Source organism: Paenibacillus sp. FSL R5-0713 (assembly GCF_037973325.1).
Lineage (GTDB): Bacteria > Bacillota > Bacilli > Paenibacillales > Paenibacillaceae > Paenibacillus.
On the sequence record NZ_CP150229.1, the window covers coordinates 1,767,989 to 1,790,142 of the forward strand.

The window sequence follows — 22,154 nt, forward strand, 5'->3', positions numbered from 1 at the left end:
AACCGTGCACGTATTAAGCAAGAAAGAATCAATCATTTTATTAAAGAATTACAAGAATACCTATCAAGAGAGAGAAAGCAAGATGAAGTTAATTTTAATTACATTAAAAGCGAAGAATTTAGCGACTTACTTGAATCGATCATAGTGAAGATTTCTCAGAATAAATCAGAAGAAAAGGTTCATAGGTTTATAAGAGTACTTGTAAATCAAATGACTACCCCATATGAGACTGAATATATTGAAACATTCTTAGAAATCGTTTCAAAAATCAATGAGAAGCAGATTGAAATATTAAATACTTATAGAAAAGCTTACTATGAGAGATTAAACATGACAATGAATCAGCGGATAGAAAGATTTTGAATGACAATCCTATAGCAGGGGCAATGGATTTAGGCATCATAACTATTATAAGCTTGAAAGACATATATATAAATTTTACGTTCAAGACTTAGTATCAAAGAGCTTACTTCTCGATGACAGTATGAATAGATATGATACAAGGCCATATGACCTTCTTGAAATAACAGAGTTTGGAATAGAATTTTTGAGATTTATTGAAAGCAGTAATTTTTGAATTTTTTTATAGTCCATCGCCTAACATAATATTCACGCTGCGGACATTCGTCCTTGATCCGGCATTCGCCGGGTCGTGAATACAACAACGTTAGGTGAAATTATTAAAAATATATAATAATGGAGCGATCTTATGTCTAAAAATAAAATACAAGATAAGGGTAAGAAATTTGAAGAATTAGTCCAATACGTATATCAATCACTTTTATTTCTTGAAGGCAAAGAAATAAGAGTATCGAGAGATATAAAAATTTTAGGTAAGTCAGGAGTAAAACATCAAATTGATGCCTTTTATGAATTTGATTTAATCGGCGTTAAGCATAAAGTTGCCATAGAATGCAAAAATCATGGGCGACCAATTAGCAAAGGAAATGTGCAAGAATTTTATGGTAAATTAAACGATCTTGATAACTGTATAGGTATTATGGTCTCTTCAAGTGGGTTCCAAGAAGGTGCTGAAGTAATTGCGAAATATTATGGAATTGAAATATTAGCTTTGGGTGAACTTCCATTGTTGGCGAAAGTAGTTGCAGCGAAAATTGGTATAATATTACCAAATGAAAAGGTTTTAGGCCAGCCCTTTTGGACTCTTATGGAAGAAAAGAATGAACAAGTGACCGGTACGTACGTGATTCTTCCTCACGAAGAAGAAAAGTATTTTTATTTATTCACGTCTAAAAAGACTGCTGAAGCAATTTGTGAAGAAGTTGGAGGAGTAGTAAGAGGAGTCAGTCAATTACATCTTAAAGTTCTAGTTTCATTTGCTGAATACCATAAGCTGAAATTTATGTTATTTCCTTATGATGAACAAATGGCACTTAAACTTGAGAATAATGATATTGAAAAGTATTTTATACATAAATGAATTGGATAGTGATTATTGAAATGAAATAACTTCACCTAACATAATATTCACGCTGCTGACATTTGTCCTCGGTCCGGCATACGCCGGACGCTCAGCATACGATGAGTCGGGAATACGGGAACGTTAGGTGGAAAAATCAATCCAAGGTAGTGAAAATCTATTAGGATTTAGAAAAGAGGTCTTTATGAGAGACGACGAACTACCGAATTATTCTGAAGCTGAGTACTTAGGTGACCTAGGTGTAAGGATAGTAGACGAAATAGTTAGTGATAAATTGAATATGATTTTTAGAAGAAAAGAACAAAAGGATATCGGTATCGATGCGGAAATAGAGATTGTTAGTGAAACAAGAAAAGGAACAGGTAGATTGCTTGCTTTGCAAATAAAATGTGGTAATAGCTTTTTTGAGGAGACTAATGAAAGTGGATATATCTTTAGATTTTCTAAAGCTCAATACAATTATTGGAGTAATTTTTCAATTCAAGTGATTATTATATTATGCAATCCTGATACACGCGTAGCATATTGGGAATCTATGACTGCAAATAGTATAATTCATCTAACAAAATCATGCAAAATAACAATACCGTATAATAAAGTTTTAAGTCGTGAATCTAAATATTCTATAGAAGAATTGGCGAACAGAAAACAGGATAGTGATATTGCTGAATTAGCTCTATTTAGATTGCTGCATGATAAGTATATTGGTAGGATAAAAATTGCTCCAATTGCTGAAGAGCCTAGAGATTTCCAAGGGTTGTCTTACATTGTAAATATAGATGAAGAGATTTTTATGGTGGGGATGCATTATGATAGGTATGGAAAGATAATAGCAGAAGATTTAAAAAAATTTAAACCGCTTTATGAACAGAATATGAGAAGTATGGCTTGGGATATATATCATAAAGAGGCTAAACTATTGCTATTTATAATCTCGAAGTCAAAAGCAGCTTTAGAATTGAGTAATGAAGTAATAGAATACATTCAAAGTCTTAAATTTATCGAGATGAGTAGAGCAGTATATAGTGATTTTATAATACCTAGTGTTACTGAGTTAGATGAAAGTAATCAGGAAATATATTTTTACTAGTAAGGTTGTATTGTGTTGCTATAAGTGAGTTCTTCTCTTGATAGTATTGTTGAGAGTATAGGCAGACAATCGAATGAACTCTACATAGTCAATATGCGGAACGTTGTACGAAAACCAATAAAATAGGTGATGAAGTAAACTGATGAAGATTGTAGATAGTGAATATATTATTTTGAAATAAAAAATAAACACAATTTTAAAAAATGTATTGTTAGAGCTCATTTTACATTATGTGAGAGGGCCTCTAACTATAAGCTGATTACTTCACCTAAATGATATTTGCGCTTCGGACATTCGTCCTTGGCCTAGCACACGCCGGACAACCGACATGCGTCGGGTCGTTAATAAAGTGAACGTTATTTGAAACAACTTGAGTTAGGTTATGAAAGAATTAGAGAGGCAGAATTACTAAAGGAGATGGAAAGCAAGTGACAACAACTATTTTTGACATATCAAATAGCAAAAAATATTTTAACACTGAACGGCATTATTATAATAGTCTAGTTGATAATTGTGTAGAATTGCTTGATGAGCTTCTTATCCTAATAGATGCTACAAGCGATCTTAAACAACTTGAATACAGATATTCTAATATATTGGTAATTCTTCGTTTCATAGATGTTGAGTTTAAATACCTACAACACATTGTCAGCCAATTAAGAACAAACGGCAGTCAAATAAAACCCGTTGAATTTCTGATGCATCTTAAGAATTACTTAGTTCACGTAGATAGTTTTATCGACTATTTAGATGGTTTTCTTGAAGTATTAAGTGAACAGGCTAATATTCATTATCGGTTTGATCGAAAATCAATTGCAGAATTCAATTTAATTAATGAAATTAGAAATCAGATCCATCATGAGAGTTTACCAACAGTGGATTACAATCATGAATCCTACGCACCTGCACATAGTGATGTAGCACCAAGAGCTGCAGTTTTTGAAATTAGATTACGATGGCCTATGACTAAACAAGAAGTATCATCGATTGACTTAGAGACATTAATAAAAACCACAAAAAACGCTCTATTGATTAAGTTTGGATCTATCGTTTGTTCATTGCTTGAAGAGGTTAAAACCAAAAATAGTAATATATAAAACGATTTGGAAGTTAATTCGTTTATACAAAAATTGATTATTTGAATATGAAAGAGAATTTTTACTGGTAGTTCGAAGAAGACACTGACATCCTATAACATTATGTAAACGCTTAGGAGACTAGCGGCTCCTCTGTCCGCCCGAAGGGGCTAGTCAGCTAAGCTGAATCAGGCGGACATATCCGCACCGACTAACCGCATCGTGGCCGCTCCTGATGGTCGCTTAAGTCGGTGGGACGTCGTGGATAAAGGAACGTTATATGTAATCGAGCAAGTATAAACAATACTTTAAATTTTAACTTGTTATCATAATATATTTATGTGAAGACATTATCTCGTCAGTAGTTAAATGACAATACAGAGGTGAAGTGATTTGAAATCAACAGTAAGGGCACTGCTGCAAAGAGGAGTTCCAAGTGATTTTGCAAATAATATTGCATCTATTGGTTATACACTTGATAAGTTAAAACAAATTAACACAGAAAAGCTAGTAGAAATGGGCTTTAGTCAAGAAACCGCAGATATTATTAATAAGGAGAAGAGACCACCCATTCCTTCAAATGTATTGAATAAGGTTTTATATGAATCAAATTACTCATGCTGTATTTGCAAAAAAAATAAGGAGATTATTGTTCACCATATTGTGCCTTGGGAAGAATCAAAATCTCATCATGAAGATAATCTTGTGGTGCTTTGTCTTGAACACCATGGCGAAGCGCATACAAAACATGAACTAAGCTTAAACTTAACAAGAGAACGACTTTTACATGCAAAGAGACAGTGGCTTGAGGAAGTCAAAGAGATTAATAAGAACCTTATACTTGATTTACCAAAACCCGCTTTTTCTTTTTTTGATTATTTCAACATTAATAGACTTTGTGAATTATTCGAACAAAGAGGTATAAATCTTTGTGAACTTTCGAATTATGATTACTTATTTGATGCTGGATTTATCAACAAAGATGGATCTTTTAAACCTATATTAAAATGGAACGTTTCTTCAAGAGACATAAAATACTATTGGATCGGTTTTTTTGAAGGTACTTACATTAATAGGTATATAAAAGATGGGTTTCAAAGTTTATTAAAAAAAATGGATCCGATTATTCTTAATGATATTTGGAATAAGAGCCAAATTGAAGCATTGATTACACCAGGTGTATTTTTCGTAGTTCAAGGAGCTTTCTATTTCAAGAATATTTCGGGAAAATATGGAGGTATTGGTCAACAAACTAAAGGATACAGAAGAGCAAATGGTATACGAATAGAATTTGAGTTTGATAGTTGGTATTGCAATTCTTCTAGTTCAAAGTCCCACCTTTCGGGGAGAAGTGTAATAACGGCATATTGTATATCTAGGTCAGTTATAAAATCAGAAAACGAATTGATAGTATTTTGTACAGTGCTTGCGATTGGTAACGGATTTGAAAATATTACTAATGGGAGATCGTTTATATCACAATATGTCTATAAAGATGAGGAAGAGGAATTAGACGAAATGGATTTTGATGAACATGAAATAGAATAGACAAAAAAATTCTTTTCAAATCATGATTGCAGTTCATGAAGGCTCGACTACATATAACATTATATTCAAGAGGCTGGTCGGCTGGCGCCTTCCCTTGGTCCGCCCGTGGCTTTTCAAGAAGTGGAGCCAGACGGGGAAAATCCTACGAACCTAACCGCGTCGCGGCCGCCCCCGTTGGGGCTTAAGTTTCTCGGTTTCGTGAATACAGGAACGTTAGACGAAATTTACTTAAAGAGGAGTACAAAATGAAAAAAAGTTCTAGTTCAATTGCCTTAATCATCTGCTGAGAAAACACTACTCAATAAGTATAAAAAGCTAATTGGAAATAATAGAATTAAACCTCAAAGATTAATCCTCGATGAGATAAATAATGTTTACATTGATTTGGATGGGTATGAAAAAGATCAATATGCAATTGAAATATATGCACATATTGGATCTCTCAAAGCAGGTCAGAGAAAGAAAATTGCTACAGATATTTTAAAGCTTAGTTTGATAGATGTTCCAAATAAAATACTAATTGTTCATAGTGATGTAAAGAATTGGTTGGATAAAAATTCGTCGATAGCAAGTGCTGCAAAAAAACACAATATTAAAATTGAAATTGCTATTTACTCAAAAACAATGGAAACTAATATAAGAAGGACACAGAAAAAACAAGATAGAAGTGCAGTGTTGTAAGTAAATCGGAGAAGAGTGAACTTTGTCTAAAAAAATATTTCACACATCGAGCCATTCGTCCCTCGGTCCAGCTCGAGTTAGGAAGAGGATTCGAGGATGCAATATGCAGTTGCAGGAAGTGGATTTAGTCGGACACGAACAACTACCTAAGTTAATACAGGAATAATATATAAAATTAAACATAAGTAGGTGGGTAAAATGAGTTCAAGTTTTATAAATGAGCGTAGTGCTGAGTATATTTTAGTTCCTAAGTTTGTTGAGCATTTAACACAGATAAGTACAAAAATCACACCTATCTTTTTTTGGGCTACAAGGGAAGGAGCAACTCACTCTAAAAGCTCGTTTAAAGATAAAAAACTATTAATAGCGGCTATGTATGCTAGAAGGCCAAAAGTGTATAATTTATTAGATATCGAACTGAAATTTAATGAGGAGTTATTTTCGCGCGCAGAATATCTAAATAAGAATGGTATATCTGTTTTTGCTGGAGCTCCGTTGGTATCTAGATTTGAAGAATTAAATTTCGATGCCTCATGTATATGGTTTAATTTAAAACCCAATGAAAAAAATAAGGATATTGTATTGCGAGTTAATAGTGTTGATGGAAGCATTTATAATTCAAAAAGTTATAATAGTTTAACAGGAGTTAGTTCAAGTGAAATTGTAGATATCATCAAAGGAATATCAAAGGAATTTACTTGGAGTGAAGCAATTGAAATTATTAAGAATAACAAATACTACAATATTCACTCAAGATGGTTTTTAACTGGTGGATACAAGCCAGTTTACTTTATAATAGATGTTTCGGAGAAGTGTGGACAAAATGTTCAAGCATTTTCCCCGCTCCCTCGGTCCAGCAGAGGAATTTTAGATAAGTAAAGGCAGCATGATACACCTATCATCCGCCAGGCGACATAAATACCTGAAAGTATGTGGAATTCTCTCAATGACAAAATTAAAATAATAGGTTCAAAGAACCGAAAGTTAAATGGAATGATCTATTCATACTGAGAATTCGTTTTTTAATATTTCACCAAAAAATTGGAAAAAATATGGAGAGGGTGAAAAATAATGATTAAAGAAATTTCGATTAAAGAAATAGCAACATATGATAATGCAGGAGTTGTCTTTAATGAATTAAAGAAAGTTAATTTTTTGTATGGTTCTAATGGGAGTGGCAAAACAACATTATCAAATTCTATTAAAAACTTTGAAAGCCTTCCCGGATGTAATATTGTTTGGGTATCTCAACCGTTAAAAACATTGGTGTATAATCAGAAATTCGTTGAAGAAAATTTTCATCAGGATTCGAACATAAAAGGAATATTCACATTAGGTAAAGAGTCAACTGAGATAAGAAACGAAATTGCTGAAAAGAAGAGGCTAGTTGATAAATTAGATGAAGAGATTCGGAGAATGCGTACTAACTTAATCAATAAAGAAGAAGAATATACCTCGAATGAAAATGAATTTATAGATGATTGTTGGGAATTGAAAAGAAAATATGATAACGAGTTTTTGAAAGCTTTCTCAGGTGTCAGAAATAATAAAATTAACTTTATGAATAAATGTAAACAGTCGCATTCAATTAATGGAATATTATATGATGTTGAAAATTTGCTCGCTCGTTCAATTAAATTATTCAATGGAAGTTTAGTGAAAATTCCAACTATACAATCAGTAAATAATGACGAACTAAATGTTACTTGTTCAAGTGAGATATTCAAAAATCAAATTGTTGGTAAGCAGGAGATTGATATTGCTGCATTCATTTCTAGACTAGCTATAAGCGATTGGGTAAAAAGAGGTTATGATCATGTACATAATTCAGAAGGTAAGTGTCCTTTCTGTCAACAGTCTTTGCCGAATGATTTTTTGAATCAATTAGAAGAGTATTTTAATGAGACTTATGAAAATGAAATGAAGAAATTAAAGCAGTGTGTTGATCAATACATGGAATTGTATAGTACTCTTAAAACTTCAATTCAGGATCTATTGGAAAAGGAATTGCCGTATATCGATAAAGAGAAAATTAATCAACAGTTTGAACTAATCAGATCGAAGAATGAAACTAATCTTGAATTGATTGAACAAAAACAAAATGAACCGAGCAAGGGAATGACACTAGTTTCTGTTGATGAATTTGTAAAAAATATCAATCTGGAAATTGAGAGGGTAAATCAGGAGATTCAAGGACATAACAAGTTGATTGATAATCGTGCTCAGGAAGAACAATTACTAAAGGATCAGATATGGAGATTCATAGCAAATGAGAATTTGCATAATCACGAAAAATATGTGCGCAAAGAATATAGCATTAATAATGCGATAAGAGGCATAAAAGATAGGATTACGTTAAAAACATCTGAGAAAAAAAGATTAATTTCAGATGTTGAGGGTTTGGAGGCTCAAATCACTAGTGTAATTCCATCCGTTAATGAGATGAATCGTTTGTTGAAAGCATATAATTTTACAAATTTCAAATTTGCGCATACACAAACTCAAGGTAATTATCGATTGGTACGATCCACTGGAGAAGATGTAAATCAAACGTTAAGTGAAGGAGAAAAGACATTCGTAACATTTTTATATTTTATGCATTTATTGAATGGAAGTAATAACAGAGATCTTATTACAGAGAATAAAGTCGTTGTGATAGATGACCCAATTTCAAGCTTGGACAGCAATGTGTTATTTATCGTTAGTAACCTCATCTTGAAACTTATTGATGATTGTAGGAATAATAAAAACAATGTTGTTCAAATATTTGTTTTAACTCATAATGTCTACTTTCACAAGGAAGTAACTTTTCATAAAAAGCGATCGAAGGGCGGAAAGTTGCATGATGAAACATTCTGGATCATTAGAAAAGTTAATAATATTACAGAGGCTAGACCCTACGATACAAATCCAATCAAAACTTCATATGAGTTAATGTGGCAGGAACTTAGATCAGCAACACAGAGTAGTTCTTCAACTACGGTTCAAAACTTGATTCGTAGGATTATTGAAAATTATTTTAAAGTATTTGGAAATTTTAGTGAAGATGATATACTGAATAAATTTGATGAAGAAGAAAAGATAATATGTAAATCGCTTTTATCCTGGGCTAATGATGGGTCTCATTTTGCAAGTGATGATTTGTATATTGAGCATCCAATAGATACAAATGCTATGTACCTGAATATTTTTGAAAAAATATTCAAGGTTACAAATCATCATGCACATTACACTATGATGATGGGTAGTGAGGTTAGAAATGAGATTTCTCAAGCAGAGGTATCATAAATACATTTTCACAATAAAAGAAGGATTTTTAGTGCAACATTCTGCTGAATCAAATTGTTTGTGTTACCATCTAACTAACATTGTTAGGTAGGTGATTATTCCGAACTAGTCTTGCCCCAGCTTTAGTTCATTAGCAGTCATGAAATTTCAGGAAGAAAGCAAACCAATGAGCAAGGAGTTCATGTTCTTGTTAAACTGGAGATACTAGAACTCATATATCGTCAAAGTAGATATCCACTCATGAATTATGCTCTAAAGCTTGGTGGCGAGCAAAAATTTTGCTAGGTCTGCCATAGTCATACAGTGAATCAACCTCCATCTAAAGATAATCATTGAAAAATCCAGTTACAAGACTCTTGTGTAACTGGGTTTTTGTGTAGGAAGAAATCTCCCAAGGGGATGTATTGCACTTGCGTTCAAAAAGGTAGGATTGGAATAACTTTAGGTATACCACCTCAAGAAAATGGAAACCTATTGTTTTTTAGCACATAGTGTCCCCGAACCGTCTTATTTCTATGCTTTTCTGAAATTATCTTGATGAGCATTTACAATGTAATCTTCATAACCTAATTTACTCACTTTCTTCACCAAGCAAATACCCCACAGAAATCTCCAAAGCTTTCGCTATCATCACCACTTCATAGTCTTGAACAAGACGATATTGACCCTCCAAACGTGAAAGACTAGTCTGACTGATATCCAAACCCAATGTTTGCAATCTGGCGAGGAACTCTCGTTGTTTGATGCCTTTACTTTTACGAATAGCTACGACTCGGGAGCCGATGATGTTTTTATCACCAGGTGGTTCTTGTCTATGCTTCATTATGTCCCCCCCTCATTTCAACCAAATTGTATGAGAAATAATGGTTGTTTTAATGCGGATATCGAATTAAAATAAAATAAACCGATAATCGCATTAAAATTGACTGCTCATGTCTAGTCTTAACAAGACATTATGTAGTTTAGACCCATCAGAGAGGTGCATGTATGAGCCGGTTGCTTGACTTATTGGAAGAGGAACGGCGCAAGCTTAATCAGCTTGGTGAGGCATCCTTGAAGCAAGCGATTCCGTTGTGGGACAATCCTGCGGTTCAGGAGCAGAGCCGGAGGGTGGATGAACTGGTGGCCCAAGTAAGTGAAATGAAAGCGAGGCATAGCCGAGTTGTACGGCAATGAGCGAAGTACATAAAGCGCAGGGGAGGAGAAGCAATGGATTTTCCACCGTGGATGCAGCGAGCAATTCAGGCAAGGCTGGATGAGGTATCTTCCCGGATCGAGCATGATCCTGCACTGAGTCGTGTACGTGGGGAAACAGAAGAAGCGTTCGAATCTTTGTTTGATGGCAAGGATATCGAGCAGACACCTGAATATACTGAGTGGGAGAGCCGATACATTGTCAGTAAAGGAATAGAAAATGAGCGGTTATACATGCAAGGGCTGAGGGATGGGATTCAGCTCACAGTATCCATACTGGGCCAGTCAATGCCGGAGGAGACCAATACGAAGGCTAATCAATTCACTAACGCGAACTCATAGTCAGGGGAAGCGGCCCCGATCTTAACTTAAAAAACCCAGCCGAAGCGGTATGTTACACGCTTCGGCTGGGTTTTTAACGCTCTACTTTTCCAAAATCCAATTCTTACTTCGCACTCACCGATTTAAACCAATCATTCACTTCTTGCGTGATCTGATCTCCGCCATTGGATTTCCAGTTGGCGACGAATTGGTCAAAGGCATCAATTGGCAGATTGCCGTAGATGATTTTGTTGAAGGTTTCCATCTCGGACTGACGGAGCAGGTTCCATTTGGATACCATGGTTGGTGTTGCAGCGCCAGTGAAATAGTTTTGTTTACGGATGTCGATCTGGGACATCACGACTTTACCTGCATACCAGTTTTCCGGTTTACGGAATTCGGCCATTTGTTTCTCGTAAGGTGTTTCAGGCTTCTCGCCGTTGGCCAGCTTCACGAGTGTTTTCATGTACAGATCCGGGATACGTGCTGGACCGGTCAGGAAAGGGAATTCGTTGGAGAAGTCTTTGATCTTCTCTTTGTCACTGGTCGGTTGTCCGTCAATGATATCCCAGTCGTAACCTTTGGCGAAGCCGTATTCATACTCACTGCCCGCTTTCGGGTTCGCAAGATTATCCAGCAGGTAGTTGTAGTACAGGAAGATGGCTTCTGGATGCTTCGCATCCTTGTTAATCATGATACTTGCGTTGACACCAGAGTTCTGCCACTTTGTACCGATCTTGCCGTCTGGACCAGCTGGAACAGGGTAAGCTTTATACTTAGAGCCAGGTACGTTCTTCAGCAGGTCAGGTGCAGGCCAGTCCGGTACCCAGTTGGCGCCAGGCAGAATGCCCGCTTTGCCAGCTGTCCAGCTTTCAGCGGATTTGCCTTCGTCCCACAGAGCGGAGTCAGCGTGGATATAACCTTTATCCATCCATTCAGCCAGCTTGGCAAGGGCTTGTTTGGCACCCGGGTTAACGGAGCCGTACTCGAGGTTGCCGTTCGCGTCTTTGTTCCATTGCTCCTCGATTGTGCCGTATGCACCGAACAACCAGTCGAGCTGACCCATCCAGGTGTTGGTGTTATTTTTCAGTGAGATTGCCAGCGGGAATACTTTGTCTGGAGACAGACCGTCCGGGTTCTCGTTTTTGAATTTGTCCATGATGTTCTCAAGGTCTGCGATGGTTTTTGGAGCTTCCAGGTTCAGCTTCTCCATCCAGTCCTCGCGGAGCCAGAGCAGCGTATCGTCGTTATCGGTGTACTCCATGATCGGCATGTTGTATTTCTTGCCGTCCTTGGTGAACGGATACCACAGTTCAGGATGTGCTGCTGCGTGATCTTTCAGGGTCTGACTCGCGTACTTGTCGAACAACTCATCGATGGCGATGAATTGACCGGAGTCGATCAGTTGATTGGTCAGTACCGCATTGGTGGGTACAGTGACGAAATCAGGCAGCTTCTCGCCAGAGGCGATTGCCAGTTGAAGCTTCTGTCTGTATTGATCGTCATTGGCCGGATACCAGGTATCTTTATGCTTCATACCCAGCGTTTCGAGCATCCAGCGATCGTGCACGTTATTTTCTTTGGTATCTCCTTGCACGTATTTCTTCGGCATTAATACCGAACTGAACTCGATAGGTGGATCATATTTTCCTTTGGCAAAGGCAGCTTCTGCTTCAGCTGAGCCGACTGTTCCCGGCGTAGTATCGGTACCATTGTCACTGGCTGTCTCGCCACTGCCGCACGCAGTGATCGTGATGAGCGCGATAACCATGAGCAGTGACCACCATGTTTTTAATTTGATCATTGTTCAATCCCCCTACGGTGTATGATCTTTATAAATGCGTGTTCAAAAAGACCGGTTTTCAGTACCGAGAAGATGGGATGAAGCTAGAAATGGAGTAGCGGAGCGTAGATAGAGCTACGTGAGCAACGGACATTTCGGCTGAATCCTATATTCGATGCTGGTGATGCCGCTAGGCATCCTTCGTAATCAAAAGCGGACTTTTTGAACAACTTCTACAATGTAACTGTACCAATTTGGGCGGGAGGGCATCTATATGAGTTTGTTAGTTTCCATAGGACTCTATTAGTGAATGTGCAAATGAAGTCCAAAAAATTCGGTTTTCAGTACCGAGAAGATGGGATAAAGCTAGAAATGGAGTAGCGGAGCGTAGGAAAACTACGTGAGCAACGGACATTTCGGCTGAATTCCATATTCGATGCTGATGATGCCGTGAGGCATCCTTCGTAATCAAAAGCGGATTTTTTTAACAACCTCTAAGATGTTATTTATGCTGGTCTCTGTATTCTTGCGGCGTAACGCCGAATTGACGCTTGAACACTTTGATAAAATAAGCCGGGTCCATATAACCAATCTCCATGCTGATTTCATACACTTTTTTGGTGGTCGTCACCAGCTTGTGACAGGCCCGATCCATACGCAGGCGCGAGATATAATCACTAATACCTTCGCCCGTTTCGATTTTATAGATCTTGGACAGATGGGTTGGGTGCAGGTTCACATGATCTGCAAGCACACGCAAAGAGACATCCAGATGCAGGTTCTTATCTGTAAAATCCTGAATCTTCTTCACATAATCTGAACGAATGTCCTTGATCTCGTTGGACGTGCCTTCCTTGAGTTTGCCCAGCAGGCTGAGTGACCATTTCCGCAGTTTGCTGATGGTAGCGAAGACTTCGCCACTTTGTAAATCCTCGACATCATTTCCCATTAAAGTGGTCAGAGTCAGCTTGTTTCGGTGAGCAATATTAGTGAACGATGCTGTAATGAGGAAACCTGCCTCCATGCAGTGCTCCCAGGATTCCGACCATTTCTCATCCAACTCCGCGCAGACTGCGAGGATTTTCTCTTCGGCGGCATCCCACTGTCCGCTTTCCAACAGACTAATGAAGGTGGGCGGGGTGTATAACACGTCCAGTGGACCTTGGGCCGCAGGTGTCTCGACATCGCTAACGCGCATGACAAATTCGCGTTCGTCGCCGACGATCTGCCGGAAATAGGCCGAAGCCTGACGGAAACGATCGTAAATCTGTTCCGGGAAGGTGAACCACTCAGTGATAACGATGGAGAGGGAGCCTTTCAGAAACTGTTTTACTTTGGATTGAAGCTGAATCGATAACTTCTCCAGCATGGTTTCTTTGCCAATATAACCTTTCCGTTCTTTCAACTGAAGCAAAAACACCAGATATCCGTGCTCCTCCTTCACGCCCCACACTTCCATAAACTCACCCATTATCTCTTCCGCCATATTGATGATCGCATATTCGATCAAGGTCTGATCATTGCTGTCATAGTGTCCGAATTCTTCTTCCAACCGTACCAACATTAACGCGGCATCCCCGGTGTGAAAAGGGAGATCGTAATTGGCGAGTTTCCGCTCCCATTCGGCAGCGGCGATTCGTTGTCCCTGCAAAGCCCCTAGGAGCAGTCGTCCTCGCAAATGGGGGAGATTCTCTCGCAATGTAAACTGCGTTCGTGTCAGTGAACTGACAAGTTCCCATTCGTTGTTCAATTGATCAATGGCCTTCTGAACAGCACCCATTAATTCATCATCAGTGGGCGGCTTCAGCAGATAGTCTACGGCTTCGAACTGGATGGCTTTTTTGGCGTAATCGAATTCGGAATACCCGGATAACAGGATGCATTTTATTTTTTTGTCCCGGATGCGGATACGTTCGATCAGTTCTATGCCTGTCATTTCGGGCATCTGGATGTCCGAGATCACGATATCGATGGGGTGGGTGTCGATCATTTGTAGTGCTTCGTGTGCCGAGTATGCTTTGTGCACATGTTCGATCCCGAGCGTATGCCAGGGTTTGGTCATGGACAGGTTATCGACCCAGTGTGCTTCATCGTCTACGATCATCATTTGCATGTTGTAGTGTCTCCCTTGGTGGTATATAGGTCTTAAAAGTTAAAATCAATGGATGCTTCTTGTGAACGAGGTCGCTACGGATTTGAAGGGTTCTTTCGATCGCTGTTCAAGCCCCATTTTCTGAATTAGATGATTATAAGGTTAAAATGATGCTTGAAAGGCGAACACTTCGTTTCTACAGAATCCCTTCAATCCTTCGCTTTGGTTCACGTAAAGTCTAACCCTTTATTTTAAAACGAGCCCTATATAAAGGTTGAATTTGTAATAAGGGCGAAGGCTGCGATTCTTGTGCAGCCTTTTTAGTAGTTAGTAAAAGTCGCACAAGAGAACACTTCCGAGCACTTCGTTTCTTCAGGTTTTTTCTGTCCTCTGCGTTATCGTGTAAATGGTTCGTTCAGAATCAAATATCAACTTATCGTTCGTATCGTATCAATTCGTATCTGTATTACCTTTATCGGAATCGGTATCCTCTTTTGATATCTCCCAGATGATTTCGGTTCGGAATCCGCCAAGTGGGGATGGGCCGAATAGGAGGTAGGAATGGCTTCCGAATGTGTGTATGATTCGTTGATTCGTATTCCAAAGGCCGCAGCCCATTTCTTCCTGTAACGGTTCCTGCATCTTCAAGTTCAGCGCTTCGTACTGTTCCGGGCTTAGGCCTGGGCCATCGTCGTCGATGTATATTCTGCCAAAACCATTCTTGCGCTCCCCGGTAATTCGGATTTCCCCGGATGAATAGGACTTCGCCACACCATGTATCACGGAATTCTCGACCATCGGCTGAAGCATTAATCGCGGTACCGATTGGGCAAGCATATCCTCAGGGATATCAATGTGATATTCAATCCGGCCATTGCGCAGCTTCTGAATGTCCAGATAGTTGATCAGCAACTTGATCTCTTCCTGAAGCGAAGATGTCTCTTTTTCCATACGGGTGGTATAGCGATAATACGCACTAAGGTTATGCGCCATGGAGACCACGGCTTGCTCGTCCTTCATCTGGGCCATGTTGATGATATAGCCTAGACAATTATATAGGAAATGCGGATTGATCTGTGCTTGTAATTGCTTTAGTGTAGCTTCCCTGGCTCTAATCTTCTCATGGAACACATTCTCGATCAGATCCTGAATCTGATGGGACATATCGTTGAATCGGCGGAAAAGGAATGAGAATTCATTCTGGTTTTTGCTATGCAGTCGAACAGAATAATCGCCTTGCTCGACGCGGCGTAAGCCTTTGATCAGCTGTTTGATCGGATACTGGACATTTCGGTACAGCAGGATGGAAGCCGAGATGCCCACCACGAGTAGCAAAATCATACTGGTGTAGAACAGATTCTGACTGAGCGAGATGGGTTTCAAAATCTGATACAGCGGGATGACGTCAACCAGATGCCAATCCAGATAGGTGGACTTCACGGAGCTAACCAGATATTTCTTTCCGTTCAGTTCGACCACGTCCTGTGTAGTATCCTCCGGCGAGTGCGTATCCAGATACTGAGTAAGTGCTGCGGATAACTGCTTGTCCGCGCTGCGATTCAGAATGGGTGCATTTCCTTTGTGATATAAGAAAGGATCGCCTTGTCCGCCTGCTTTATACGTATCCAGCATATTCTGAATGTTCTCATAGCTGAAGCTGGCTTCAATCACCAGATTGCTTCCCGTGAGCATTCCAGGTTGGGCGAGGGAGTCTGTAAAGAACCAATAGAAGGATTTCATCTCATCCTGTGATTCGGCACTTTGGTCCCCATAGGTCCATTGTCCGCTCATATTTTTTTTCAAATAGGCTTCATCATATCCTGTAGTTCGGTTGTAGTTGGCGATGACATCCTCATTCTGCTGTGAATACACCGCATATCGGGTAGGCCATATATCGGTAACGCTCGTCTGAAGCGTCATCTTCTCCTGAATCACATAACGGGTCTGCATCCGGTCATATCGATCATCCCACATGTTCAGGCCGTTGAATGCTCTGACATTCGGATCACGGGAGAGAATCAGGCTGAAATCCATCATCTGATTGATGCGGGAGTCGATCTGACTGGACAAGAACGTGAGCTGTTTCGTGTTGGAGATTTGCAGTTCTTTGCTGACGACATCATAGGTGACGTTATTCGAGTAGGTGTACATGATCAGAATGGGGATGAATAAGACCACAATTAACAGATTTATTTTGGCGAATAGACTGAATCGGGATCGGGTCTTACCTTGAAAAGGCATGAAGCGCTTCCATATATACATACAAAGTCTCCTTCTAATTCGTGTTCAGATATATAGGTTAAACCCTTCATTTACACAGTAACGGAGAGGACAGAAATAACATTAAAAAGCGAAGCGTTCGCCTTTATCACCGGATTTTCTCCTTTAGAAAGGGATCAGAAAAATCTGGGGATAACAGCGATTGGAAGGTTATTCTGTCATCGGAGTGTCCGTGTGAATCATCTTTAGTTCAACTTATAGATTCCTAACAAAATACTATCAAGCCTAACAATGTTATATAGCAGACCTCAGTATGGCTTGATACTATTTATATCAGAGAACCCCATCACACACAAAAACTTTTTTTGGGAACAGGAGCAGTGCTATGGAGGCTAAATTGGAGGGTAAGCGGGTCCCGCAGGCAAACGTTGGGAACAAGCTGGAGAAAAAGAGAAAAAAACGCTATAAACAGCCATGGATTCTGCACTTCATGGTGTTGCCGGCAGCCATTATGGTCTTTATATTTTCATACATTCCGATGTCCGGGATTTTGATGGCATTTCAGGATTATAAACCTGCACTGGGATTTTTCAATTCCGAATGGGTAGGACTGAAGCACTTCAGGTATATGTGGGAAAATGATTATTTCCTGCAAATTACGTGGAACACGCTATTTTTTGCCTGTACGAAGATTGTCATGAATCTAATCATTCCGTTTGTCTTCGCCTTATTGCTCAACGAGGTACGGAAGATGGCACTGAAAAGAACGATTCAAACGCTTGTGTATCTGCCACACTTTCTGTCTTGGGTAACGTTATCCGGTATCCTGATCGACATTCTGGCCCAGACGGGTATTGTCAATCAGTTCCTGGTTTCGGTATTCGGTATCAAGCCGATCTTCTTCCTGGGGGATGGCAGCTGGTTCCGATTCACGATTATTGCGAGTGATGTCTGGAAAGAGTTTGGTTTCAACACGATCATCTTCCTCGCGGCATTGTCCGGCATTAACCCGGCACTTTATGAAGCGGCTGAGGTGGACGGCGCAGGACGCTGGAAGCAAACGATGTATATTACCATCCCGGCTCTTATTCCGATTGGGATCGTCATTGCAACCTTGGCACTGGGGAATGTGCTTAACGCCAACTTTGACCAGATCTTTAACTTATATAGTCCGTTGATTTACCAACAAGGCGATATTATCGATACGTTTGTGTATAGAGAAGGTCTGCTTAGTGGGCAGTTCAGTTTCGCTACCGCTGTGAATCTGTTCAAATCGGTCATCAGCCTGATCCTGATTGTGATCTCGTACCGACTGGCTTACCGATTCGCCGGATACCGCATTTTCTAGAGAGGAGGACAAACGAATGTATCATAAAACGATGCCTTACCGCATATTCAGCATATTCAACAATGTGTTACTGACCCTGCTTTCACTGCTCTGCTTGCTGCCTTTGTATCACTTGCTCATGGTATCTCTTAGCGCATCTGCACCTGCGAATGCTGGTCTCGTCACGTTCTGGCCGATTGGATTTACATTGGAGGCGTATGCAAAAACGTTTGCCAATACGAACTTCCTCTCCTCCTTGTGGGTGTCCGTCGAGCGGACGGTACTGGGTACAGGACTTGCGTTAATCGTTAATACGCTTGCAGCCTATGCGCTTTCCAAAGAGACACGGGTGTTCCGCGCACGTAACATCTATCTGTGGTATTTTGTCATCACGATGCTGTTCAGCGGTGGTCTTATTCCGGGGTATATCCTGATTCTGAAGCTGGGTCTGATGAACACATTGTTGGCCTTGATCCTGCCTGGATTGGTCGCGGTGTTCAACATCATTCTGTTGCTGAATTTCTTCCGTACCGTTCCGAAGGATCTGGAGGAAGCTGCATTTATTGATGGCGCAGGACATTTCCAGACGTTTATCAAAATCTATCTGCCGGTCTCCGTGCCTGTTATTGCAACGGTTTCACTCTTCATGATGGTTGGGCATTGGAACGCATACTTTGATGGGATTATCTACATCCGTGATGCGGAAAAGCTGCCACTTGCGACATTCATGCAGACAATCATCGTGCAGGCCGACATGTCGAAGCTTGATCCAGAAGCGGTGAAGAACCTGTCCCAACGGACGATTCGGGCTTCGCAGATCTTTATCAGTGCACTTCCGATCTTGTTAGTGTATCCGTTCCTGCAACGGTACTTTGTTACTGGGATCGTGGTTGGTGCTGTTAAGGAGTAGTTAAATGTAAGGGTTAGAATAGGGCTGTGAAATAGGAGTCACTGAACTGGGGAAGGCCAGGGAGGTGGCTTCTTTTTGGTGTATGGAATAGAAGTATATTACCTTTAATTGAATAAAATGGTACTATGAGAGTTGATTAAGAGCATGAGTCATTTATCAATAGGAGGATGTGGACAAAGTGAAGAAGATTATAGTTGTTACCCTTGCTTTGACGTTATTGAGCGTATCCATGACTTTTACAGCCACAAGCGCACCGAAAAAGATCAATATATTACTTAATGAAAAAGAACTAAAGACTCAAGCAGGCGCTGAAGCTCCCAAGAAATCAATTGAAGTTATGGTTAACTTGGAAACATTTCAATTAGTAGAGGCCAATGATTATATCATCTCTGACGGCCACATACTCGTTTCGCCAGCCTATATTACGAAGGTACTAGATTTCGATGTGCCTGGTAAAGGGATATGGTGGGATAACGAAGCCAAAAGTGTAATATTTGCATATGTCGACAAAGATGATTATCCAAAACCAAGGTTAACTTTTAAGGTGGGAGAAAGCTCTTTTATCGAGTTCGACAAGCGAATTGAACTAAAGAGTAAAGTATTAATGGTAGATGGAAGAGTTTATTTGCCGTTAAGAGCAATTAGTGAAGCATATGGTAAGGAAGTTCAATGGGAATCCAATAACAGCAAGAACATGGTTCGAATAACTGCGAAGAATAACTTGCCATGATTTTTATGCAGAACAATAGGTTTTGAAGCGATTTCGTTAAACTGGAAACTTCCAAGCTCGATCTCAAATATTCGTTGAAGGGTAGGAGGGTATATGGGTTCAAGAATAATGCATCTGATAATTGCAAATAGAATTGCTGATAGCCTATCAGTCAAAGATAAGACGCCTTTTTTACTTGGAAGTATCGCTCCGGATGCTGTTTCATCAAAAGATTCGTCACATTTCTTTGCTGGTGAAGTACAAGACTTTTCAAGGAACGTTGACTACAAAGGCTTTATACATAAATATAGATCGCAAGCAGAAGACTTATATGTACTTGGTTATTTTACACATTTGATTGCTGATGATATTTGGTTGAAAGGTTTCAATCTGCCTTGGTTAAAAAACAGAATGGATGCAGACGCTGGATTATATAAACTGTATCATAATGATTTTAGAATATTGAATGGGAAGTTATTAAAGCATTATGGATACACAGATGAATTAAGAAGGTCGCTGAATTACATTTCCACATTGCCTGAATTAGATGAGGTTAAATCAAAAGATGTTGAAAAATTCGTTCCATATGTATTGGGTGATATGGAATATGATAACGCAATATTGAATGAAAATCTTAATGTTTTTACGTTTAACCAGATCGTTGGATACTTAGAGACATCAGTCGATATGGGAATATTGAATATGAGGTACGTAAAGATAAAGTATAATTTGTAGGCTATATTTCTGGAAAGTGGAGATCGGAACGATGCCCGTTGCCCATACACTCCCAATCCTGTTATAATTTCGATATATCTATCGTATTGGGGGTTATGACGTGGCAATATGGATCATGCCGGATTGCTCGTTCGCTAGAAAGCCTTACGCAAAGCCTGAATAGGGGCGGACTTTGTGTAGGGCGCGACAAAATGAGATCGTTTGCCCTGGAATCAACATCAACATAACGGTTCATCCCGCAGGCTTTGCACCTTACTTTATTTTCCTAATAAAACTAAGGGGCTGAAAGCCATGCAAACACCATTTATTCATAATCATCAATTCAATTATATTCAAAAACAAGCTGATTTCCTGCTCAAAACGCTGCGCTCGGTCGTGGACCCCAAAGTATTGGATACGGTCCGTTATACCGTCAGCACGAATGCCGTTGGCATCTTCGATGATCTGACGTCGGAACAAAAGCAACTGCTGGAGCAGTTATCCACGTATGAGACGACACATGAGTTGCAGACCTATCTGAACCAGCTGGAAGCATATCTGATTCCATTTCCGCAAGTATCCGCGAAGCAGATTCAGAAGCTGTTTCCCAAGGTAAAGAAGCTCAAAGTGCCGGATCTGGAATCCATCGATTACGCACGTACAACTTATCTGAGATGGACCGACATTGCTACCGATCGCTTGTTCATCGTGTATCCGCATGAAGGCAGATTCCTCGGAATTGAGGGACGGCTTACAGCCACGAACAAGAAAGGGTATTGTATGTTCTGTCATCGCCATCAGGAGCTCGGATTCTTCAACGTGAAGACCAAGAGTTATACGCCGGACAACATTTCTTCCGTGGCCCAGTACGTATGCATGGATAACACAGCTTGTAACCATAGCATCACCGATACTAGTATGTTGGAGAAGTTTCTTCTCTCGACCGTAAAATAATGCAAGACACACAGACAGGGTCGCTCTTCGGAGCGACCTGTTTGCCGTGTTCAAGCGTAGTTGTTCTCTTACCGTAAACGCAAGAGGTCATCGTGATGGTTAACGTGATTTTTATGTTCACAAAGAAGGCTTCAGGCCACAGAAATTAAAACAGATCTTCAGACTTCATATCGGGGTTGTAATGCCCTTTAAAGCGTCGAAGGATCGTTGGCATAATTCAGTCCCAGGTTATGTGCATGGTTCAGTAATGCCTCATAATGCTCAGGCTTGGATTCCAACGTTTCATATAAAAACTCAACCCTGGATCGGGACACGCCGCAGTAATCGGCAATACCTACATTGAGCAGATTGGCAATTGATTCACCATAGTTGCGCTTGTGCATCTGTTCTTCCGTCACACCTGAAAGAGAGAGCCACAATATTTGCTGATGAGGAAGTTTGTTCTTTCCATATGCAAACCCGTTGTTCATGACACGATCCACATAACCTTTCAACATGGCTGGCAAATGCCACCACCAGAGAGGAAACACAAAAGCCACAGCATCGTGCTTCTTCAAACGCTCCATCTCCGTTTCAACCTCTGGTGAGAACACCTGATTTTCTTGAGTATAGTCGGGTTCATCCTTTTCACGAAGAATCGGGTCGAATCCAATTCCATGCAGATCCAATATCTCATAACCGTGACCAGCCTCGGTAAGCCCTTTTGCAAAACGTTCAGCTACCTGGAAGGTCAACGAATCTTTACGCGGGTGGGATACTACAACGAGTACGTTCATCTTATCTTTCACTACCTTTCTGGATTGCGG

General features: G+C 39.8%; 19 protein-coding genes. 14 read left to right on the forward strand and 5 right to left on the reverse strand.

Annotation, left to right across the window (positions count from 1 at the left end):
* The first annotated feature begins 709 nt into the window (after positions 1 to 709).
* The 7 genes from MKZ12_RS07960 to MKZ12_RS07990 all read left to right on the forward strand — a co-directional run bounded on the left by MKZ12_RS07960 (position 710) and on the right by MKZ12_RS07990 (position 9,124).
* Entirely contained in the window at positions 710 to 1,441 is a 732-nt protein-coding gene (locus MKZ12_RS07960; protein ID WP_339259757.1) for a restriction endonuclease, read from the forward strand.
* Positions 1,442 to 1,568: 127 nt separating this feature from the next.
* Positions 1,569 to 2,531 (forward strand): DUF4365 domain-containing protein, encoded by a 963-nt coding sequence (locus tag MKZ12_RS07965; RefSeq protein ID WP_339259759.1) that lies wholly within the window; start codon positions 1,569 to 1,571, stop codon positions 2,529 to 2,531.
* Between the two features lie 428 nt (positions 2,532 to 2,959).
* Complete coding sequence (locus tag MKZ12_RS07970) at positions 2,960 to 3,628, forward strand: hypothetical protein (RefSeq protein ID WP_339259761.1); 669 nt, start codon at positions 2,960 to 2,962, stop codon at positions 3,626 to 3,628.
* Between the two features lie 372 nt (positions 3,629 to 4,000).
* Positions 4,001 to 5,155: an HNH endonuclease signature motif containing protein gene (locus MKZ12_RS07975; protein ID WP_339259763.1), complete on the forward strand. Its 1,155-nt coding sequence runs from the start codon at positions 4,001 to 4,003 to the stop codon at positions 5,153 to 5,155.
* A 384-nt stretch (positions 5,156 to 5,539) separates the two neighbouring features.
* Positions 5,540 to 5,836 (forward strand): hypothetical protein, encoded by a 297-nt coding sequence (locus tag MKZ12_RS07980; RefSeq protein WP_339259765.1) that lies wholly within the window; start codon positions 5,540 to 5,542, stop codon positions 5,834 to 5,836.
* Positions 5,837 to 6,034: 198 nt separating this feature from the next.
* Complete coding sequence (locus tag MKZ12_RS07985; protein WP_339259766.1) at positions 6,035 to 6,715, forward strand: hypothetical protein; 681 nt, start codon at positions 6,035 to 6,037, stop codon at positions 6,713 to 6,715.
* Between the two features lie 192 nt (positions 6,716 to 6,907).
* Entirely contained in the window at positions 6,908 to 9,124 is a 2,217-nt protein-coding gene (locus MKZ12_RS07990) for an AAA family ATPase (RefSeq protein ID WP_339259767.1), read from the forward strand.
* A gap of 571 nt (positions 9,125 to 9,695) precedes the next feature.
* Here MKZ12_RS07990 and MKZ12_RS07995 read toward each other — a convergent pair.
* Positions 9,696 to 9,947 (reverse strand): helix-turn-helix transcriptional regulator, encoded by a 252-nt coding sequence (locus tag MKZ12_RS07995; protein ID WP_310852334.1) that lies wholly within the window; start codon positions 9,945 to 9,947, stop codon positions 9,696 to 9,698.
* Positions 9,948 to 10,111: 164 nt separating this feature from the next.
* Between MKZ12_RS07995 and MKZ12_RS08000 the strand changes: the two genes are divergently transcribed.
* Together MKZ12_RS08000 and MKZ12_RS08005 are read left to right on the forward strand one after the other, a co-directional pair.
* Positions 10,112 to 10,300, forward strand: coding sequence for an aspartyl-phosphate phosphatase Spo0E family protein (locus MKZ12_RS08000; protein WP_339259771.1), 189 nt, complete (start codon positions 10,112 to 10,114; stop codon positions 10,298 to 10,300).
* Positions 10,301 to 10,333: 33 nt separating this feature from the next.
* Positions 10,334 to 10,660 carry a hypothetical protein gene (locus MKZ12_RS08005; RefSeq protein WP_339259772.1) on the forward strand — a complete coding sequence of 109 codons (327 nt, stop codon included), beginning with the start codon at positions 10,334 to 10,336 and terminating at the stop codon, positions 10,658 to 10,660.
* Positions 10,661 to 10,763: 103 nt separating this feature from the next.
* Here MKZ12_RS08005 and MKZ12_RS08010 read toward each other — a convergent pair whose 3' ends face one another.
* From MKZ12_RS08010 to MKZ12_RS08020, 3 genes are all read right to left on the reverse strand, one after another.
* The gene (locus MKZ12_RS08010) at positions 10,764 to 12,443 is read right to left on the reverse strand and encodes an ABC transporter substrate-binding protein (protein ID WP_339259774.1); all 1,680 of its coding nucleotides are present in this window, start codon (positions 12,441 to 12,443) and stop codon (positions 10,764 to 10,766) included.
* A 481-nt stretch (positions 12,444 to 12,924) separates the two neighbouring features.
* Positions 12,925 to 14,535, reverse strand: a complete 1,611-nt coding sequence (locus MKZ12_RS08015; protein ID WP_339259776.1) for a response regulator — start codon at positions 14,533 to 14,535, stop codon at positions 12,925 to 12,927.
* Between the two features lie 429 nt (positions 14,536 to 14,964).
* Positions 14,965 to 16,776, reverse strand: a complete 1,812-nt coding sequence (locus tag MKZ12_RS08020) for a histidine kinase (RefSeq protein ID WP_339259777.1) — start codon at positions 16,774 to 16,776, stop codon at positions 14,965 to 14,967.
* Positions 16,777 to 17,224: 448 nt separating this feature from the next.
* On the opposite strand from MKZ12_RS08020, the gene MKZ12_RS08025 reads away from it, so the two are divergent.
* The 5 genes from MKZ12_RS08025 to MKZ12_RS08045 all read left to right on the forward strand — a co-directional run bounded on the left by MKZ12_RS08025 (position 17,225) and on the right by MKZ12_RS08045 (position 21,348).
* The gene (locus tag MKZ12_RS08025) at positions 17,225 to 18,082 is read left to right on the forward strand and encodes an ABC transporter permease subunit (RefSeq protein WP_179086446.1); all 858 of its coding nucleotides are present in this window, start codon (positions 17,225 to 17,227) and stop codon (positions 18,080 to 18,082) included.
* A 16-nt stretch (positions 18,083 to 18,098) separates the two neighbouring features.
* Complete coding sequence (locus MKZ12_RS08030; RefSeq protein WP_339240582.1) at positions 18,099 to 18,971, forward strand: carbohydrate ABC transporter permease; 873 nt, start codon at positions 18,099 to 18,101, stop codon at positions 18,969 to 18,971.
* Between the two features lie 178 nt (positions 18,972 to 19,149).
* Complete coding sequence (locus MKZ12_RS08035; RefSeq protein WP_339259778.1) at positions 19,150 to 19,701, forward strand: copper amine oxidase N-terminal domain-containing protein; 552 nt, start codon at positions 19,150 to 19,152, stop codon at positions 19,699 to 19,701.
* A 93-nt stretch (positions 19,702 to 19,794) separates the two neighbouring features.
* On the forward strand, positions 19,795 to 20,415 hold the full coding sequence (locus MKZ12_RS08040; RefSeq protein ID WP_339259780.1) for a zinc dependent phospholipase C family protein: 621 nt from the start codon (positions 19,795 to 19,797) through the stop codon (positions 20,413 to 20,415).
* A gap of 291 nt (positions 20,416 to 20,706) precedes the next feature.
* The gene (locus tag MKZ12_RS08045) at positions 20,707 to 21,348 is read left to right on the forward strand and encodes a FusB/FusC family EF-G-binding protein (protein WP_339259782.1); all 642 of its coding nucleotides are present in this window, start codon (positions 20,707 to 20,709) and stop codon (positions 21,346 to 21,348) included.
* A 188-nt stretch (positions 21,349 to 21,536) separates the two neighbouring features.
* Here MKZ12_RS08045 and MKZ12_RS08050 read toward each other — a convergent pair whose 3' ends face one another.
* Positions 21,537 to 22,124, reverse strand: coding sequence for an NAD(P)H oxidoreductase (locus MKZ12_RS08050; RefSeq protein ID WP_339261352.1), 588 nt, complete (start codon positions 22,122 to 22,124; stop codon positions 21,537 to 21,539).
* Between the last annotated feature and the right edge of the window lie 30 nt (positions 22,125 to 22,154).

Bases quoted from the DNA above. Each gene is read 5' to 3' on its own strand.
- MKZ12_RS07960 (WP_339259757.1), top strand. From the start codon at position 710: ATGTCTAAAAATAAAATACAAGATAAGGGTAAGAAATTTGAAGAATTA.
- MKZ12_RS07985 (WP_339259766.1), top strand. From the start codon at position 6,035: ATGAGTTCAAGTTTTATAAATGAGCGTAGTGCTGAGTATATTTTAGTT.
- MKZ12_RS07990 (WP_339259767.1), top strand. From the start codon at position 6,908: ATGATTAAAGAAATTTCGATTAAAGAAATAGCAACATATGATAATGCA.
- MKZ12_RS07995 (WP_310852334.1), bottom strand. From the start codon at position 9,947: ATGAAGCATAGACAAGAACCACCTGGTGATAAAAACATCATCGGCTCC.
- MKZ12_RS08000 (WP_339259771.1), top strand. From the start codon at position 10,112: ATGAGCCGGTTGCTTGACTTATTGGAAGAGGAACGGCGCAAGCTTAAT.
- MKZ12_RS08005 (WP_339259772.1), top strand. From the start codon at position 10,334: ATGGATTTTCCACCGTGGATGCAGCGAGCAATTCAGGCAAGGCTGGAT.
- MKZ12_RS08010 (WP_339259774.1), bottom strand. From the start codon at position 12,443: ATGATCAAATTAAAAACATGGTGGTCACTGCTCATGGTTATCGCGCTC.
- MKZ12_RS08015 (WP_339259776.1), bottom strand. From the start codon at position 14,535: ATGCAAATGATGATCGTAGACGATGAAGCACACTGGGTCGATAACCTG.
- MKZ12_RS08020 (WP_339259777.1), bottom strand. From the start codon at position 16,776: ATGTATATATGGAAGCGCTTCATGCCTTTTCAAGGTAAGACCCGATCC.
- MKZ12_RS08025 (WP_179086446.1), top strand. From the start codon at position 17,225: ATGGTGTTGCCGGCAGCCATTATGGTCTTTATATTTTCATACATTCCG.
- MKZ12_RS08030 (WP_339240582.1), top strand. From the start codon at position 18,099: ATGTATCATAAAACGATGCCTTACCGCATATTCAGCATATTCAACAAT.
- MKZ12_RS08040 (WP_339259780.1), top strand. From the start codon at position 19,795: ATGGGTTCAAGAATAATGCATCTGATAATTGCAAATAGAATTGCTGAT.
- MKZ12_RS08045 (WP_339259782.1), top strand. From the start codon at position 20,707: ATGCAAACACCATTTATTCATAATCATCAATTCAATTATATTCAAAAA.
- MKZ12_RS08050 (WP_339261352.1), bottom strand. From the start codon at position 22,124: ATGAACGTACTCGTTGTAGTATCCCACCCGCGTAAAGATTCGTTGACC.